Consider the following 16,053-nt stretch of genomic DNA (forward strand, 5'->3'; position numbering starts at 1 on the left):
CGACAGGAGGCACCATGCTCCGGACCATGAGCCCGGAACCGCTCGCCGCGGACGCTCCCTCGCGCCTGCTCCCGGCCCGGCAGGGCTGGTGGTTCGTCAGCGAGGGCGGCTCGGCCCGGCTCCACACCGCGCAGGTCGACCCGGACGGCACCGTCGTGCCGGCCACCCTGGACCGGCTGCGCGCGGCGGGCCTGATGCGCCGGCGCCCGCCGAGCAGCTACTCCCTCACGGTGCTGACCAGCACCGACTGCAATCTCGGCTGCGGCTACTGTTTCCAGAACATCGAGCAGGACCCGCGCGGGGGAGCCCGGCCGCCGCGCATCGCGCACGCCCGGCTCAAGCCGGACACCACCACCGCGATCCTCGACTTCACCCGCGCCCGGATGGCCGAGGCCGGGCTGGACAAGCTCGCCCTGATGCTGTTCGGCGGGGAGCCGCTGCTGAACCTGCGCGGCGCCGTGGACCTGCTGGAGCGCGCCGCCGAGCTCGGCGAGATGACCGTGTCCATGACCTCCAACGGCACGCTGCTCACGCCGCTGGTCATCAGGACCCTGCACGACGCCGGCCTGGGCTCGGTCCAGCTCACCTTCGACGGCGACCGGGACGAGCACGACGCGATCCGCGTCACCCGCTCCGGCGGGCCGACCTTCGACCGGATCGTCGACAACGCCGCGCAGGCGATGAGCGCCGCGCCGGACGTGAAGTGGCACCTGCGGGTCAACGTCTCGCACCACAACCGGCGCGGCATCGACGCCCTGGTGGAGCGGCTGGCCGAGCGGCTGGACACCGCCCGCTGCGGGATCCAGTTCGCGCTGGTCGGCGACGTGGGCGTCGGCTACGGCAACGAGCTCGACTACGGCGGCGCGCTGGCCGCCGACTTCACCCGCTGGCACCACGCGGCGCACCGGCACGGCTTCACGCTGACCCGCCCGCGCTCCGGCAAGGGCTGCCAGGCCTGCGAGCACCCCGACGGCCAGTACGGCGCGGTGGTCAGCGCCGACGGCTCGCTGTCCAGCTGCTGGGAGACGGCCGGCCGGCCGGAGTGGACCGTCGGCGACGTCGACGCGGGCTACCTGTCCGGCGAGCACGTCGAGGGCCGCTGGATCACCTGCACCGACCAGTACCGGCACGGCGAGAACGCGCCGGCCCTGGCGGCCTTCCAGGACCAGGTCGACGCCGAACTGCTCGATCTTCTGCACACGGCCGGACGGGTCTGAGCCCCGCCCGACCCCTCGGAGGTGGACACACATGACCGGCACCGCCGGCACCGGAATCCTGCGCGAGAACCGGGACTTCCGCCGCTACTGGACCGGCTCGACACTGTCGACGCTGGGTTCGCAGATGTCTCTGATCGCCTTCCCGCTGCTGGTCCTCTCGCTCGGCCAGGGCGCCGCGCGGGCCGGGCTGGTGGCCACCTTCTCCCTGGTCACCCGGCTGGCGCTGCGGCTGCCGGCCGGCGGCCTGGCCGACCGCGCGGACCGGCGGCGGCTGATGCTGGGCGCCGACCTGGTCCGGCTGGTGGCGCTCGGCAGCATTCCGCTGGCCGCGGGACTCGGGGTACTGGGCTATCCGCAGCTGCTCGGGGTCGCGATCGTCGAGGGCTGCGCGACGGCGGTGTTCGGGCCGGCGAGCCGGATCGCGGTTCGGGACGTGGTCTCCGACGATCAGCTCTCTGATGCGCTGGCGAAGGAACAGGCCGCGATGGGGACCGCCACGTTGGTGGGTCCGTTCCTGGGCGGCTGGCTGTTCGCCGTGGACCGGATCCTGCCGTTCACCGCTGATGCGATGTCGTACGCGGTCTCGGCGATTCTGTTGCTGCGTATGGCCACCCGGCCGCGAGCTGCCGACCCGGTGTCCGCGCGGGCCGCTGGCGGCGGGTTGGCCGGCGTGCGCTGGCTGGCGCGTCGGCCGGCGTTGCTCAGGGCTCTGCTTTTCGGCTCGCTGCTCAACTTGGGTGGGGCCGCGGCTGAGGTGGCCGTGGTGGTGACGTTGCGCGAACAGCACGCTGCGGGGCCGGTGATCGGGCTGGTGATGGCGTGCGCCGGGGCGGGTGCTGTGCTCGGGGCTTTGGCGGCGCCGCGTGTGCTCGCGTTGTTGGAACCCGGTCCGTTGTTCCTGGCGGTGGGGGTGATCTGGACGTTCGGCTTCATCGCGTTCGCGGTCGAGCCGACGCCGCTGGTGGTCGGTCCGGTGCTGGTGCTGCTGGTCTTCCTCACGCCGCCGGCCGGGATCCTGGTCGGGCAGGCGCTGCTCACCGAGTCGCCGCGGGAGCTGCTGGGCCGGGTCTCGACCGCGGCCGACTTTCTGATGGCTGGGCTGGCTTCGCTGGGTCCGGCGGCGGCAGGGCTGTTGCTGCAGGACGCGGGGATCGGGCGGACGTGGGTGGCGCTGGCGGTGTTGATCGCCGCCGGGACGGTGGTCGCGGCGGTGCCGCTGCTGCGGGGTGGGTCGCTGTCGGCGGTGGTGGAGGCTGTGGTCCCGGTGCTGGAGCCGGATCTTGTGCTGCACTCGGATCCGGCTGCGGGGATGGAATCAGGACTCGATGATGGCGGACCTGGTTCATTGGAGGCGACATGAGTGTCCTGAATGAGCATGCTGAGGTCGCTGTGGGGAGCTATCCGCCGGCTCCGCGGACCGGCCCGGTCGAGGCGCTGCACGGCATCCCGGTCGCGGATCCGTATCGGTGGCTGGAGGACGAGTCCGATCCGGCCACTACAGCGTGGAGCGCTGCTCAGGAGGAGCTGTACGCGGCGCGTCGGGGCGGCTGGGCCCTGCTGGAACCGATGCGCCGACGCATCGCGGACCTGCTGGACGTCGGGTCGGTCAGTGCTCCGGTCGCGCGCGGGGGAAGGCTGTTCGACACTTTGCGCGAGCCGGGTCGTGACCAGATGGCGTTGCGAGTCACCGATGCCCGGGGGAGTGGCGCGCGGATTTTGTGGGATCCGCTCGTCCAGGATCCGAGCGGGCTGACGGTGCTGGAGTGCTGGGAGCCGTCTTCGGACGGGTCGTTGGTCGCTGTGCAGTACTCGGCGGCCGGGACCGAGGACACGCTGCTCGTGGTGCTCGACGTGGCGAGTGGTCGGGTGGTGGACGGGCCGATCGACCGGCTGCGGCGGTGCGACGTCGCGTGGCTGGCGGACTCCAGCGGCTTCTACTACGCGCGGCGGCGGCCGCCGGAGGAGATCCCCGGCGAGGAGCGCTATCACCGCCGGGTTCGGCTGCATCGACTCGGTGCCGACCCGGAGACGGACGCGGTGGTGTTCGGCGAGGGTCGGGCCATGGACGACTTCTATACGCCGAGGCTTTCCGCCGACGGCCGTTGGCTGACCGTTGCGGTGACGCGTGGCGCGGATCCGGCGACCGAGCTGTGGCTGGCGGATCTCGCAGCTTCCGGTCCCGAGGCGCCAATGCTGCGCCGGGTGGTCGGATCCGGTGCAGCACGCATGGATCTGGTCATTCCCGCTGGTACCGAGCCGCAGGACACGGCTTACCTCATCACCTTCCAGGACGCGCCGAACGGTCGGCTGGAAGCTGTCCGCCCTGCCGCACTCCTCGCGCCCGAACCTGACTCACAGCCTGTCGTCCTTGTCGCTGAGGATCCCGAGGCGGTGCTGACCGAGGTCGCCGTGCTCGACGGCCGGCTGCTCGTCACGCGCGTGCGCCATGCCGTCTCCGAGATCACCGTCCACGATCCGCACACCGGAGTCCAGGTCGACCAGCTGTCCCTTCCAGGCCCGGGGACGGTCGGCACGGTGCGCACGGCGCCCGACGGCCGCGAGGCGTGGTTCGGCTACACCGACCACATCACTCCCATCAGTGTGCTGCGTTACGACGTGCGCTCCGATGCGCGCTCCGGCTCGGTCGCACCGTGGGCCGCCGCGCCGGGAACCCCGGTCATCGAGGGCTGCGTCGTGCGCCGGGTGCGGTTCCCCTCCCACGACGGCACGCTCGTCACGGCCTTCGTGCTGTCTCCGACCGGGCACCCCGACCGCCCGCGTCCGACGGTGATCAGCGGCTACGGCGGGTTCGGCGCGTCGATCGTCCCCGGTTGGGCGCCACAGGCCCTCGCCTGGGTCGAGCGCGGCGGCGTGTTCGTGTTCGCGTGCCTTCGCGGCGGCGGCGAGGAAGGCCAGGCCTGGCACGACGCCGGACGCCGTGCCGCCAAGCAGAACACCTTCGACGACCTCGACGCCGCCGCCGACTGGCTCATCGCCGACGGATGGACCGACCCCGCGCGCCTGGGCCTGCTCGGCAGCTCCAACGGCGGCCTGACCGTCGCGGCGGCGATGACACAGCACCCTGAGAAGTACGCGGCCGTCGTCGCCGTCAGCCCCCTGCTCGACATGGTGCGCTACGAGGCCTCCGGCATGGGCCCGAGCTGGCGCGAGGAGTACGGCACGGCCGCGGACCCCGACGACCTCGCCGTCCTGCACGCCTACTCGCCGTACCACCGCGTCCGCGAGGGGGCGCGCTACCCGGCCGTCCTGCTCGCCGTTGCCGACGGCGACACCCGCGTGAGCCCGCTGCACGCCCGCAAGATGTGCGCCGCGCTGCAACACGCGTCCGCGGGCCCCGGCCCGATCCTGCTCCGCCTGGAGCGCGGTGTCGGCCACGGGGCCCGCGGCATCGGCGCGACGGTCGAGCTTTTCGCCGACGTCATGGTGTTCCTCGCGGAACACCTCGCCCTGACTATGTGAAGATGCTCAGGCCGCTGCAGGACGGGATGCCCAGCCACGGAACGGTGAACGTGGCGCTCCCGTCAGGGGCCGTACACACCTTCAGGAAAGCGTTGCCGACGCCGAGCGCCGCGCCGACGATGCTCGCGATCTGGGCGCCGTTCGGGACGCCGGCGACGGCGAGGATCGGACCGACGAGGGCGGCGACGGTCTGGCCGAAGCCGATGACGTTCTCGACCTCGGTGACCGCCTGCTTGCTCAGGTTCAGCTGGACGCCGGAGTTGTCGATGGTGAGGGTGATGCCGGGCAGGATCTGGTAGGTCGTGTTCGGCGTCGCCGCCGGGACGGCCGTGGCGACGTGGATCGCCGTCCCGGTCTTCTCGGCGGCGGCCGTCTCGATGCTGACACGGCCGTCGCCGGCCTGCACGTAGCGCGCCGCCGCCAGCAGCGCCGCGGTCGGCGCCGTGCTGTCGCCGGACCGTGTGGGCTCCTGCGCGGCGGCGCTCGCCGGGCCGGCGGCGGCCGCGACCAGCGAGGCGCTGATCGTGGCGGCGGTGACGAGGGGCACGACGCGTCGCAGGCGCTTGGCACTGTCCTTCGCGTGTTTGCGGCGGGCGGGGGGCTCAATGGTGCTCACAGATGGTCCTTTCTCGGGACATCGGCCGTTGCAAGGCCATGGCGTCACCGTAATGACAGCCTCCGAGGACCCCTCCTCTTTTCAACCGCTCTGCCTGGTGGTATGGCTCTCAGCTGGCAAAAGATCACAGCAGGTGAGCGCGTGGGGGCATGTCGGAAACCGGCGCCAGAAGACCCCTGACATCGGTTTCCGACGAAGCCGGGCGGCTGGATTCTCCACAGCGGCGCGAGCGGCACAAGGTGAGGCATGACAACTGACAACGCCACCCGCGAACCCGAACTCCTCCCGCCCGGAGCAGGCTGCCGCTTCCACGTACCGGGCCCGTACGTCGTCAAGCTCGCCGGCGAGCAGACCGCCGGATCCCTGGCGATCCTGGAGTCCGCCTTCGCTCCCGGCGAAGGCGCCCCGCTGCACCGCCACCAGGGCCATGACGAGACCTTCTACGTCGTCAGCGGCCGCTTCCGGCTCCGCTGCGACGACCGGACCGCCGAGGAAGGCCCCGGCGGCTTCATGCACGTGCCGCGCACGCACCCGCATTCGTTCACGAACATCGCCGACGGGCCGAGCACGATCCTGGTCGCGCTCACCCCGGCGGGTTTCGAGAAGTTCTTCATCGAGGCCGCGGGCCTGTCCGTCTCCGGGCGCCCGAGCCGGGAGGCGATGGAGTCGATCCTGGCGAAGTACGACCAGGAGCTCGTTCTCTGAGGTCTGCTCACCCGCCGCTGACCACCTGCCCGAACGAGTTCACGCAGTACATCGGGCTCGGATACATCGCCGATCGTCCGTACTGGTTGACCGCGGCGAGCTGGAGACACGTCGTGCTTCCCGCCGGGATCTGGTAGGAGTAGCTGGTCCCGCCGACGGACATCGTCTGGTCGGTCGCGGGCGTGCCGTTGATCGTGTAGTGCAGGCTGTAGCTCGTCGCGTCCGAATGCGCCTTCCACGACACGTCCACCGTGGCCATGCCGACCCAGTTCGGAATCCAGACACTGATATCGCCCGCCCCCATCGGGCCGGGCGGGTTGTGCGCGGGCGGCGGCGTCTGCGAATGCGGCGGGGCCGGCGGAGTCGTCGAGTGCGTGGTCGGCGTCGTGGGGTGCGTCGTCGGGTGCGTCACCGGCTTGCCGGCGGTCGTGGTCGACGGCGGAGTCGTCACCGGCCCGCCGCCGTTCGGGCCGCCGGCGGGCACCGTGACCGTGATCTGCCCCGAACTGCTCGGCGCCGCCGTGGTGACGCCGGCGGGCTTCGGCGGCGTCACCGAGCCGTTCGGTGTCGGAGACGGCTTGCCGCCCGCCAGCGCCGGCCCGCTGGAACTGCTGGAGCTGCCGGAGCCACCGGAGCTGGCCGACCCGAGCGCGGGCGGGAACGCTCCGCCGTCCTGGCTGCTGGACATCGTGCTGCCGGCCCGGAGCGCGTCCGTCGTCGGATTCCCGTTGCCGCCGCTGCCTTCGACGACGGCGACGCCGGCCAGGACGACCACGGCGGCCGCGGCGCCGGAGATCATCGCGACGCGCTTGCCGCTCCGCTTGGACGCCAGGGCCACGGTCGGCAGGTCGGCCGCGTCCCCGGCGGTGAGCGGCAGTCCCACGCCGAGCGGCGGCTCCTGCCATCTGACGCCGGCGAGCGGCTGCCACGCGGCCTCGCCCAACACGTCGATGATCTGCTGCGGAGTCGGACGATCCGCAGAATCCTTGGCCAGGCAGCCCTTGATCAGGCGACGCAGAACATCGTCGGCGACGGCGACGCCTTCCAGGTCCGGCTCGTTGTTGACCACGCGGTGCAGGATCGCCAGCGGTGCGCCGTCGCCGAACGCGAGTCGGCCGGTAGCGGCGAACACCAGCAGTGAACCCAGGGCGAACACGTCGGAGGCGGCCTCTACAGAGCTTCCGTCGGCTTGCTCAGGGGACATATACGCGGGTGTGCCCAGAGTCTGGCCGGTGTTGGTCAGCAGGGAGGCATCCAGTGCGCGGGCCACCCCGAAGTCGATGACTTTGGGGCCGTCCGGACCGAGCAGTACGTTCGCCGGTTTGAGGTCGCGGTGCACGACCTCTGCGGCGTGGATGACTTGCAGCGCCTGGGCGATCGCCACGGCCAGAGCACGAAGACGCGTGTCGTCGAAGCCGCCGCCTTGCTCGATCGCGTCCTGCAACGTCGGGCCGGGCACGTATTCGGTCGCCAGCCAAGGCCGCTCGCCGTCGGCCTGCGCGTTGAAGATCTCTGCGATCCGCGGCGAGTGGACCCTCCCGGCCACCTCCAACTCCCGCGAGAACCGCTTGCGGAACGCCGGGATCTCGGCCAGATCCGAGCGCACCACCTTCACCGCGGCCTGCCGTCCGTCGGCGTCGGTCCCCAGGAACACCCGCCCCATCGCGCCCGACCCGAGCTGCGTGAGCAGCAGGTACGGCCCCATCCGATCGGTCGGCGCGGGTCCCACGCTGTGTACGTTGCCGTTCATAATCACGCGCTGCCTCCCCCTGTACGGCGTCCTTGCCATTATGGGGCGCCCGACGAAGTCTAGGGCTCGGGTTTCAGGACCCGTCCTCGCCGGAATATGCCAAGGTTGCTGGAGTCGCTGGAGTCGCTGGAGTCGCTGGAGTTGCCGGAGCCGCCGGAGCCGCCGAGGCGTGCCGGGAGTCTTTCCCCATGTGCGTGAAGGCGTTCGCGACCTCAGCCAACCACGCCGCCTCCGCCGCGACCGTCTTCGCGGCCTCAGTGTGACGGACCGGCTCGCCCGACGCGCGCAGACGTCCGTCGCGGTGGTTCGCCAACGCCGCCGCGAGGGACGCGGCCTCGATGTGCGCTTCGTCGCCCGCGGCCTCGGCCACCTGTTCCGGAGCGTAAGGGCGCAGCGCGAGGCGGGCATCGTGGATCTCGATGACCCGCCGATAGAGCGCGAAGTCGAGCGATCGGCCGCCGAACAGCAGCCGACGTCGGTCGTCGAGCGCGATCTCCGGCAGTTCGGCGCGCACGGCCTCCCACAGCGGCGTCAGGCGTCGGTAGACCAGGTAGGTGTGGACGCGCTCGCGGACGACGGTGTAGCCGGTGTGCCACTTCGCGACCAGCGTCGCGGCCACGATGAAGGCCGCGCACAACGCACCGAGTGCGTTCGAGACCAGGTCCTCGCTGCCGTCCTGCACGCCGGTGCGCAGTACGTGGACGATGTCGTCGACGGTCCACGCCGTCCACACCATGCCCACGGCCAGCGCGACCAGCGACAGCCGTATCCCGGTCCGCACCGGCCCGGGCCCGGCCCGCCGCGCCTCGCGCCAGAAGGCGGCCGTCGCGACGGCCAGGGCCCATCCGGTGTACGTGGCGAAGACGACGTCGTCCCCGGCCAGCAGCCACCGCCCCGGTCCGTGGGTGACCAGCGAATCGTCCGGGACGCTGATGACGGGCCGCGCCGCGACGAAGCAGCCGATGCTGGCGACCTGCGCCACGACGGCGGCGACCACCGGCAGGCCGCGCACCGGACGCCGGGCGACCACGTACGCCATGAACATCAGAACGCTGACGGCCGCGATGCGCACGCAGTCGCCCAACAGGATCTCCGCCACGCGGCTCAAACCCACGTCTGCGAGCAGCTGGGGCGTCGCGGGGGCGAGGATCGCCATGGCCAGCGCCAGGCAGATCATCAGTCCGTAGCCGTAGTGCTGTACCTGGTACGGCGGCGCGCCGCTGCGGTCGGTGCGCAGGCGGTACACCGAGAACGTCAGCAGGGCCGCGGCGGCCAGGTACGCGGCGAGGTCCGACACCCGTCAGTCCTTGAAGACCGCGAACAGCGTGTCCAGGCTGGAGGGCCGGTCGGCCCCGCGCGCCCGATGCCGGTCCCGGCGCTCGACGCGCTGCAGGATCAGCGAGGCGACGAGTTCGGCCTCGCGTTCGTCGGGCTCGCTGTAGACGGTCCGGCCCAGCACGCTGCGCACCAGTTCGGCTGGCAGGTGCGGCATCAGCGCCCGCGCGGCGGCGGCCATCGCGTCGCCGTCGGCCCCGCGCTCGGTGTGCCCGCACAGGATGTGCGCGGCTTCGTGCAGCAGGATGTGCTGGCGGTGAACGCCGCCGGTGTCCGAGGCGTAGATGATCCAGTCGGCGTTGCGAGTGGTGACGACGAGCCCGCACGGGGCGTCCGGCCGGGAGGCGACCGGCAGCAGGCCGATCGGCCGTCCGCGTTCCCGGGCGAGCACGCCGATGAAGGTCTCGGCGTCGAACGGCTCGGGCAGGTCGAGCTGGTCGACCATGGTCCGGCACCGGTCCCACAGCCGGTCCGCGCTGTGGTTGCCGCCTCGGTCGTCGCCGCGGCCGTTGGCCATCGCTCCACCCCCTGCCGATCATAGCGACTCGCACAGGCCCCGGCCGGTGCGCGCTGAGGCCGGACAGCCTGGACAGCACAGACACGACAGACAGCGCAGACACGACAGACAGCACAGACAGTCCGGACAGCACAGCCTTCGCTGGAAAACCGCCGGGTCCGCCCTCTTGACGTCTATCGGTCGAATCCGTTTACTCCACTCGTAGAACTCTGATTCATTCTGTTAACTTGCTTGTCTTCCTGTTTGATTCCCGGTCCGTTACACCGTCCATCAGGGAGCACGTCATGCACACCGCTTCATTGACACGTCCCGGTCCGCGCCGCCTGCTCGCCGTCTTCGTGGCCGCGGTGCTGGCGCTCTTCTGTTACGACGGCGGGGAGTCGAAGGCCTACGCGCAGAGCAACGGTGCGGCGATCACGCCGCTGATGGGTTGGAGCAGTTGGTCATTCCTGCGCAACGCCCCGACCGAGGCGAAGATGAAGGCCCAGGCACAGGGGATGGCGAGCTCGGGGCTGGTCGCCGCGGGCTACAAGTACGTCAACCTCGACGACTTCTGGTACCTCGATCCGGCCAGCACCGTCGACGCGAACGGACGGTGGGTCACGGACAGCAGCAAGTTCCCGGACGGGATGGCGAATCTGGGTTCGTACATCCACTCGCTCGGGGAGAAGTTCGGGATGTACCTGACGCCGGGGATCCCGGTCGCGGCCTACAACCAGAACACGCCGATCGCGGGGACGTCGTTCCACGCGCGGGACATCGTCTCCAATACGAGTAGTTACGAGACGAACTACAACTTCGGCAGTGGTCGGATGTACTACATCGACTATGGCAAGAACCCGACGGCTGCGCAGGCGTTCTTGAACTCCTGGGCTGACCAGCTCGTGGGCTACGGCATCGACTATCTGAAGATCGACGGTGTCAGTCCGAACGATGGGGACTCGCAGGGGGTCGCCGATGTCCAGCACTGGTCGACCGCGCTCAATCAGACGGGGCGGACCATCCACCTGGAGCTGTCCAACTCGCTGACGACGGCCGATGCCGCGTCGTGGCAGCAGTACTCCAACGGTTGGCGGATCGATGGCGACATCGAGTGCTACTGCGGTTCGAACTCCTCGTTCCCGTTGACTGACTGGAACAACGTCAGCGGCCGGTTCAACGATGTGCAGCCGTGGATCGGTGTCGGGGGTACGGGAGGGTGGAACGATCTGGACTCGATCGAGGTCGGGAACGGGTCGAATGACGGCCTGACCCTTGATGAGCGCAAGACGCAGCTGACGTTGTGGGCGATCGAGAACTCGAACCTGACGCTGGGTGTGGACCTGACCAACCTGGATTCCACTGACGTCGGTCTGCTGACCAACAGTGAAGTGCTGGCCGTTGACCAGGCCGGACATCCGGCGCGGGCGGTGGATCGTACGACGCAGCAGCAGGCCTGGTATGCGGCCAATGGGGACGGCAGCTACACGGTCGCGTTGTTCAACCTGTCGGGTTCGGCCGCTACGACGTCGGTGAACTGGAAGGACATCGGGTTCACCGGCTCCGCAGCCACGGTGCATGACGATTGGTCCCACTCCGACCTCGGCAGCTTCGCCACCGGCTACAGCGTTTCGCTGCCGGCTCATGGCGCGACGCTGCTGAAGGTGGTGCCGACCGGCTCGGTTGGCTACACGGCGATGTCGTACAACATCGTCAACGCCAACAGCGGACTGAACCTGGCGACGTCGGGTTCGTCGATCGTGCAGCAGAGTGCTGACAACGCGCTCGACCAGGAATGGCAGCTGGTGCCGGTCGGCGACGGCAGCTACAAGGTCCTGAACCGCACCAGTCACCAGCAGCTGGCCGTCCCGTCGGGCAGTCAGGGCGCGCAGCTGGTTCAGGCCGGCGACGACCATGCCGCCGACACGCAATGGCGCTTCGTCCCCACAGGTAGCGGCTCCTACACGCTGAAGTCCTCCTCCGACGGCCTGCTCGCCGACGTCTCCGGCGCCTCGACGAGCTCCGGCGCACCGGTGATCCAGTGGCCGTCCAACAGCGGCGCGAACCAGAAGTGGACGCTGGTCCCGGTGCCGGACGCGAACCAGGCGTACCGCGTCGAGAACCTGCTGACCGGCGGCCGGCTCGACGTGAACAACGACTCCACCGCCGACAGCGCGACGCTGCTGCAGTGGACCGACAACGGCCAGGCCGACCAGAAGTGGACGTTCGTGCGGCAGAGCAGCGGCGCGTACACGATCGTCAACGCCAACAGCGGCAAGCTCGTCAACATCCCGGGCCCGACCACCACCGCGGCCACGCAGCTGATCCAGTTCTCCGACGACGGCAACAGCAACTCCCGCTGGACCCTGGTCGACGACGGCCCCGGCGTCATCGGCCTGAAGAGCGTGTACGACGGGCAGATGGTCGACGTCTCCGGCGGGAGCACGAATGCCGGGGCGGCGGTGATCCAGTACCCGTCCAACGGTGGGCAGAACCAGGCGTGGACGTTGGTGCCGTGAGGTGAGGTGAGGTGAGGGGCGGCTGGGGCTGGGGCCGGTCTCGATTCGGTCCGGTCCCGGTCCCACCGCGCGCCCCGCACCTCCCGAGCCCCGCCGAATTATCCTTGGCGCATGGCCGTCCCCTCCCTGACCTCGTCCGCCCCGGCGGCGGGCCGGTGGAAGCGGACCCCCGGGGCCGTCGCGCGGATCGGGCGGCGGACCCTCGTGGAGTCGCTGTACCTGCTCACCGCGCCGTTCAGTGCGGTCGTCGGGCTCTACGCGGCGGTCCGTGGCGTGCGCGGGCGGCGGCCGGGGGCGTGGCTCGGCCTGGCGCACGCGGTCATGGCGCTGCCGGTCGTGTTCATCACCTCGGCGCTGACCGCGCTCTGGTGGTTCATCGCGCTCGCGACGCTGAGTTTTCCGATCCGCGTCCGCGAGACGCCCGGCGCGCTGCGTCCGATGACGCTCTACGCGGGCGGCGGGCAGTCGCACATTTCGCTGAGCCTGGGGCTGACCTCGCCGGGCGGCCGGCTCGCCTTCGCGCTCACGGTCGGCGTGGTCGGTCTGCTCACGCTGCCGGCGTTCACGCGCGTGTGCGTGGCCGTGCAGATCGGGCTCGGCGAGGCGCTGCTGTCCGACGTGTCGGCGCTGCACCGGCGGATCCGCGGCCTGGAGCGCGAGCGCGACACCGCGCGGGCACAGGCCGTGGCGGCGGTGACGGCGGAGGCCGAAGCCCTGCGGCGGCTGGAGCGCGACATCCACGACGGACCGCAGCAGCGGCTCGTGCGGCTGGCCCTGGAGCTCGGGCGCGCGCAGCACCACCTCGACCGCAAGCCGGACCTCGCGCGGCAGGCCCTGGGCGATGCGCTGGTGCAGGCGCAGGAGACGCTGGACGAGCTCCGCGCCCTCTCCCGCGGCATCGCCCCGCCGATCCTGGCCGACCGCGGGCTGCGCGAGGCGCTCGCGGCGATGGTGGCGTCCAGCGTCGTCGCGGCGGAGTTCGACACGGACGTCGCCGCCGGCTCGGCGCGGCCCCGGCTGGACGCGGCGGTCGAGACGGCGGCGTACTTCGTGGTCGCCGAGGCGCTGACGAACGTGGCGAAGCACAGCGGGGCGACGCGCTGCGTCGTCGGGATGCGGCACGAGGAGGGGACCCGGGTGCGGGTATGGGTGACCGATGACGGCGTCGGCGGCGCGGCGTTCGCCAAGGGGCACGGGCTGCGCGGGCTCGGCGACCGGGCCGGCGCGGTGGGCGGACGGCTGGACGTCGTGAGCCCGGCCGGTGGTCCGACGACGATCAGTGCGGAGCTGCCATGTCGGTGACTCCGGCGGGTCCTGGGCCTTCGGCGAATTCCGCGGCTTCGGCGAACGCCGCGACTTCAGCTGGCTCCGCGACGCACTCGCGTGACGCAGTCCCGGTCCGTCGCGCCCTGCGCATCGTCGTCGCCGACGACGCGGTCCTGCTGCGCGAGGGCCTGGTCCGGCTGCTCGCCGAGGACGGCCACGACGTGGTCGCCGCGGTCGGCGACGGCCCCTCGGCGGTCCAGGCCGTGCTCGCGCACCGCCCGGACGTGTCGATCGTCGACGTCCGCATGCCGCCGACGCACACCGACGAGGGCCTGCGTGCCGCGATCGCCGCGCGGGAGCAGCTGCCCGGCACCCCGATCCTGGTGCTGAGCCAGTACGTCGAGGTCTCCTACGTAGCCGACCTGCTCGCCGACGCCTCCGGCGGCGTCGGCTACCTGCTCAAGGACCGGGTCGCGAAGGTCGAGGAGTTCCTAGACGCCCTCGACCGCGTCGCGGCCGGCGCGACCGTGCTCGACCCGCAGGTCGTGGCGCGCCTGCTGGCCGCCCGCCAACGCCGCGACCCGCTCGCGTCGCTGACGGCGCGCGAGCGGGAGCTGCTGGGGCTGATGGCCGAGGGGTATTCGAACTCGGCCATCGCCAAGCGGGTGTCGCTGTCCGGCAGCGCGGTGGAGAAGCACATCGGGAACGTGTTCGTGAAGCTCGGGCTGCCGCCGGACGAGACGCAGCATCGTCGGGTGCGGGCCGTGCTGGCCTATCTCAGGGCTTGAACGGCTGCCGACGTATCGCGACGTACCGACTTACCGACCTACTACCGACTTACCGACTTACCAGCCGCCCTGGAACAGGCCCAGGAGCGCCGGCGCCGGGTCCGCGGTGGTGCCGGTGTTCGCCACGCATACGAGGAGCGTCGCGAGTGCGGTGACGGCCAGCAGGGTGCCGAGGGCGGCTAGGAGACGGCGCGTGCGGCGGTCGTCGGGGGAGCTGGTCTTGCCTATGGCGCGGAACCGCTTCCAGACCGTCACGCTCATCGCGATGATGACGAGCAGCACGATCGCGGTGAGGACGGCGATCACGGCGTGGTAGGCGCCGCAGTCGTCGACCAGGCGCACGACGATCGGCGAGTGGTGTGCGCCGGTGCTTGAGCTGGCGTGCGAGTAGCCGGTGAGGTCGGTCCTGATCTGCGCGAAGGCCGTGGACAGTCCGGCGTCGGAGGTGTGGAACGGCAGCAGCGTGATCGCCGAGGACAGGGGAGCGATCGAGCCCTGGATGTTGGCCATCAGTACCAGCGTGCTTCCCACTGTGAGCAGTGAGGCGAGTAGCCAGGCGGATGCGAGGCCGATCCGGGTAGCGGTCTTTTGCGCGCCGGCTCCCAGCAGGGCGCGCCAGAGCCGAACGGTGAGCATGATCGCCACGAGGAGTAGTAGCGCGGCGGCGACCGCCTTGACCACGTGGTACTGGCGCCAGTAGTCGACGACCCTCGCCATGTCCGGGGTGAACGTCCGCGAGCCGGCGTTCCAGTAGCCGACAAAGGCTGACTTCGCGGCGTTGTCGAGGGCGTCGCGGTTGGCGAGGCTGGCGCCCGACGTGCTTGATGCCAGCGGCCCCGGCGCCAGGACGAAGGCGGCGGCGAAGACCGCGACGAGTGCGAGGAGCGCGCAGAGGGTGGCGATGACGCGGGTCGAGAGCGTCGAGCTGCGTGCGGTCGGCGGGACGGGGGCAAAGACGGTTGCGTGTGCCATGACGTTCACGATCGCGGGAACGTCATGGCTGGTCACTGCGGCTGGCCATTGACTTGGGGTGTGGCTGGCCATACCCGGCCGGGCCTTGGGAACGGCAGCGGGCATGGCTCCGATTCGCCACGACTGGCGAACCAGGCGCTGACGGGGGTGCTGGGCGCCGAATCGAGGACGGTGGCCTACTCGGAAGCGGCATCCCGGCTGATCTGGAAGGGACATGATCCGGCGCCGCTGGATCGCATGGTTCTGTCAGATGGCTGTTTTCGCGACGCTTGTGCTCTTGCTCTAGGCGGCGGTGTCGGGCGGGTTGCGGTTGGTCTGGGGTTTGCAGGCGTTTTTGACGGCTTCGCCTAAGGTTTGGTGACCTCGCTGGGGGACGCAGTTCGGGTGAGCGCAGCAGGTTGCGCTGGCGGCCGGCGGTTTTCGCGGACACGACCGCGCGATGGTCCGACTCGCGCTGCGGTGCGCTGGCAGGCGGCGGTGTTCGTGGGCAAGACCACGCGCGGGTCGAGCTTGAGCGCGGGGCTTTGGCGGCTGGCGGTTTTCGCGTGCACGACCACGCACAGGTCCGAGTCACTGCGCACACGTCATGTGGGCGGCTGTCTGCCGCGTTTGGTGGGCGCCAGAGGCCTCCGGCGGGCACTCTACAGCGAGGGGGCGACCCGTGCGTGCTGCTTTCGGGCGGCGGCCCGCGACTGTTCGGCTCCACTTCACGCTGTTGCCTGCGCCGCGCTGCCTGCCGGCGGTGCTGCTTGTGGTCGCCGAGGTTCTGGGCCCCTCACCGCGTCGTCGCCGTAAACGGAACCAGTCCGGTCCGCAATGCCGCGTAGTTAGGGTTTGTAGGGTTCTGTCAAGGTTGTTTTGTGTTTTGCGGTGGTGTAGGTGGCGGGGGCGGTTTTGGTGAAGTGGCCA

At 70.7% G+C, this 16,053-nt stretch carries 12 protein-coding genes; 7 read left to right on the plus strand and 5 right to left on the minus strand.

The genetic code is table 11. The features are described from left to right. Window positions 1-26 precede the first annotated feature (26 nt). From ABH920_RS25795 to ABH920_RS25805, 3 genes are read left to right on the plus strand one after another with little or no spacing between them, the layout of a single operon-like run. A complete protein-coding gene (locus ABH920_RS25795; protein ID WP_370351699.1) occupies window positions 27-1,217 on the plus strand; it encodes a radical SAM protein in 1,191 nt (396 codons plus the stop codon). Window positions 1,218-1,248: 31 nt separating this feature from the next. Continuing rightward, complete coding sequence (locus ABH920_RS25800) at window positions 1,249-2,577, plus strand: MFS transporter (RefSeq protein ID WP_370351700.1); 1,329 nt, start codon at window positions 1,249-1,251, stop codon at window positions 2,575-2,577. Next, complete coding sequence (locus tag ABH920_RS25805) at window positions 2,574-4,697, plus strand: prolyl oligopeptidase family protein (protein WP_370351701.1); 2,124 nt, start codon at window positions 2,574-2,576, stop codon at window positions 4,695-4,697. The genes ABH920_RS25800 and ABH920_RS25805 overlap by 4 nt, the downstream gene beginning before the upstream one ends. Here the strand turns inward: ABH920_RS25805 and ABH920_RS25810 are convergent. Continuing rightward, window positions 4,690-5,313: a hypothetical protein gene (locus ABH920_RS25810; protein ID WP_370351702.1), complete on the minus strand. Its 624-nt coding sequence runs from the start codon at window positions 5,311-5,313 to the stop codon at window positions 4,690-4,692. The two genes, ABH920_RS25805 and ABH920_RS25810, sit on opposite strands and share 8 nt — an antisense overlap. Before the next feature lie 246 nt (window positions 5,314-5,559). On the opposite strand from ABH920_RS25810, the gene ABH920_RS25815 reads away from it, so the two are divergent. Further along, on the plus strand, window positions 5,560-6,018 hold the full coding sequence (locus ABH920_RS25815) for a cupin domain-containing protein (RefSeq protein WP_370351703.1): 459 nt from the start codon (window positions 5,560-5,562) through the stop codon (window positions 6,016-6,018). 7 nt (window positions 6,019-6,025) lie between these two features. Here ABH920_RS25815 and ABH920_RS25820 read toward each other — a convergent pair whose 3' ends face one another. From ABH920_RS25820 to ABH920_RS25830, 3 genes are all read right to left on the minus strand, one after another. Continuing rightward, a complete protein-coding gene (locus ABH920_RS25820; protein WP_370351704.1) occupies window positions 6,026-7,768 on the minus strand; it encodes a serine/threonine-protein kinase in 1,743 nt (580 codons plus the stop codon). A gap of 73 nt (window positions 7,769-7,841) precedes the next feature. Further along, complete coding sequence (locus ABH920_RS25825) at window positions 7,842-9,065, minus strand: MAB_1171c family putative transporter (RefSeq protein WP_370351705.1); 1,224 nt, start codon at window positions 9,063-9,065, stop codon at window positions 7,842-7,844. A gap of 3 nt (window positions 9,066-9,068) precedes the next feature. Beyond that, window positions 9,069-9,620, minus strand: coding sequence for a hypothetical protein (locus tag ABH920_RS25830; RefSeq protein ID WP_370351706.1), 552 nt, complete (start codon window positions 9,618-9,620; stop codon window positions 9,069-9,071). A gap of 284 nt (window positions 9,621-9,904) precedes the next feature. Here ABH920_RS25830 and ABH920_RS25835 point away from each other — a divergent pair, with 284 nt between their 5' ends. The 3 genes from ABH920_RS25835 (at window position 9,905) to ABH920_RS25845 (ending at window position 14,172) form a co-directional block, all read left to right on the plus strand. Further along, window positions 9,905-12,118: an alpha-galactosidase gene (locus ABH920_RS25835; RefSeq protein WP_370351707.1), complete on the plus strand. Its 2,214-nt coding sequence runs from the start codon at window positions 9,905-9,907 to the stop codon at window positions 12,116-12,118. A 111-nt stretch (window positions 12,119-12,229) separates the two neighbouring features. Then, window positions 12,230-13,420, plus strand: a complete 1,191-nt coding sequence (locus ABH920_RS25840) for a histidine kinase (protein WP_370351708.1) — start codon at window positions 12,230-12,232, stop codon at window positions 13,418-13,420. Between the two features lie 107 nt (window positions 13,421-13,527). Further along, entirely contained in the window at window positions 13,528-14,172 is a 645-nt protein-coding gene (locus ABH920_RS25845; RefSeq protein WP_370351715.1) for a response regulator, read from the plus strand. A 57-nt stretch (window positions 14,173-14,229) separates the two neighbouring features. On the opposite strand, the gene ABH920_RS25850 is transcribed toward ABH920_RS25845, so the two are convergent. Continuing rightward, window positions 14,230-15,144: a hypothetical protein gene (locus ABH920_RS25850; RefSeq protein ID WP_370351709.1), complete on the minus strand. Its 915-nt coding sequence runs from the start codon at window positions 15,142-15,144 to the stop codon at window positions 14,230-14,232. Window positions 15,145-16,053: the final 909 nt, after the last annotated feature.

Origin of the sequence: Catenulispora sp. EB89 (assembly GCF_041261445.1) — a bacterium.
In the GTDB taxonomy this organism is placed as follows: Bacteria; Actinomycetota; Actinomycetes; order Streptomycetales; family Catenulisporaceae; genus Catenulispora.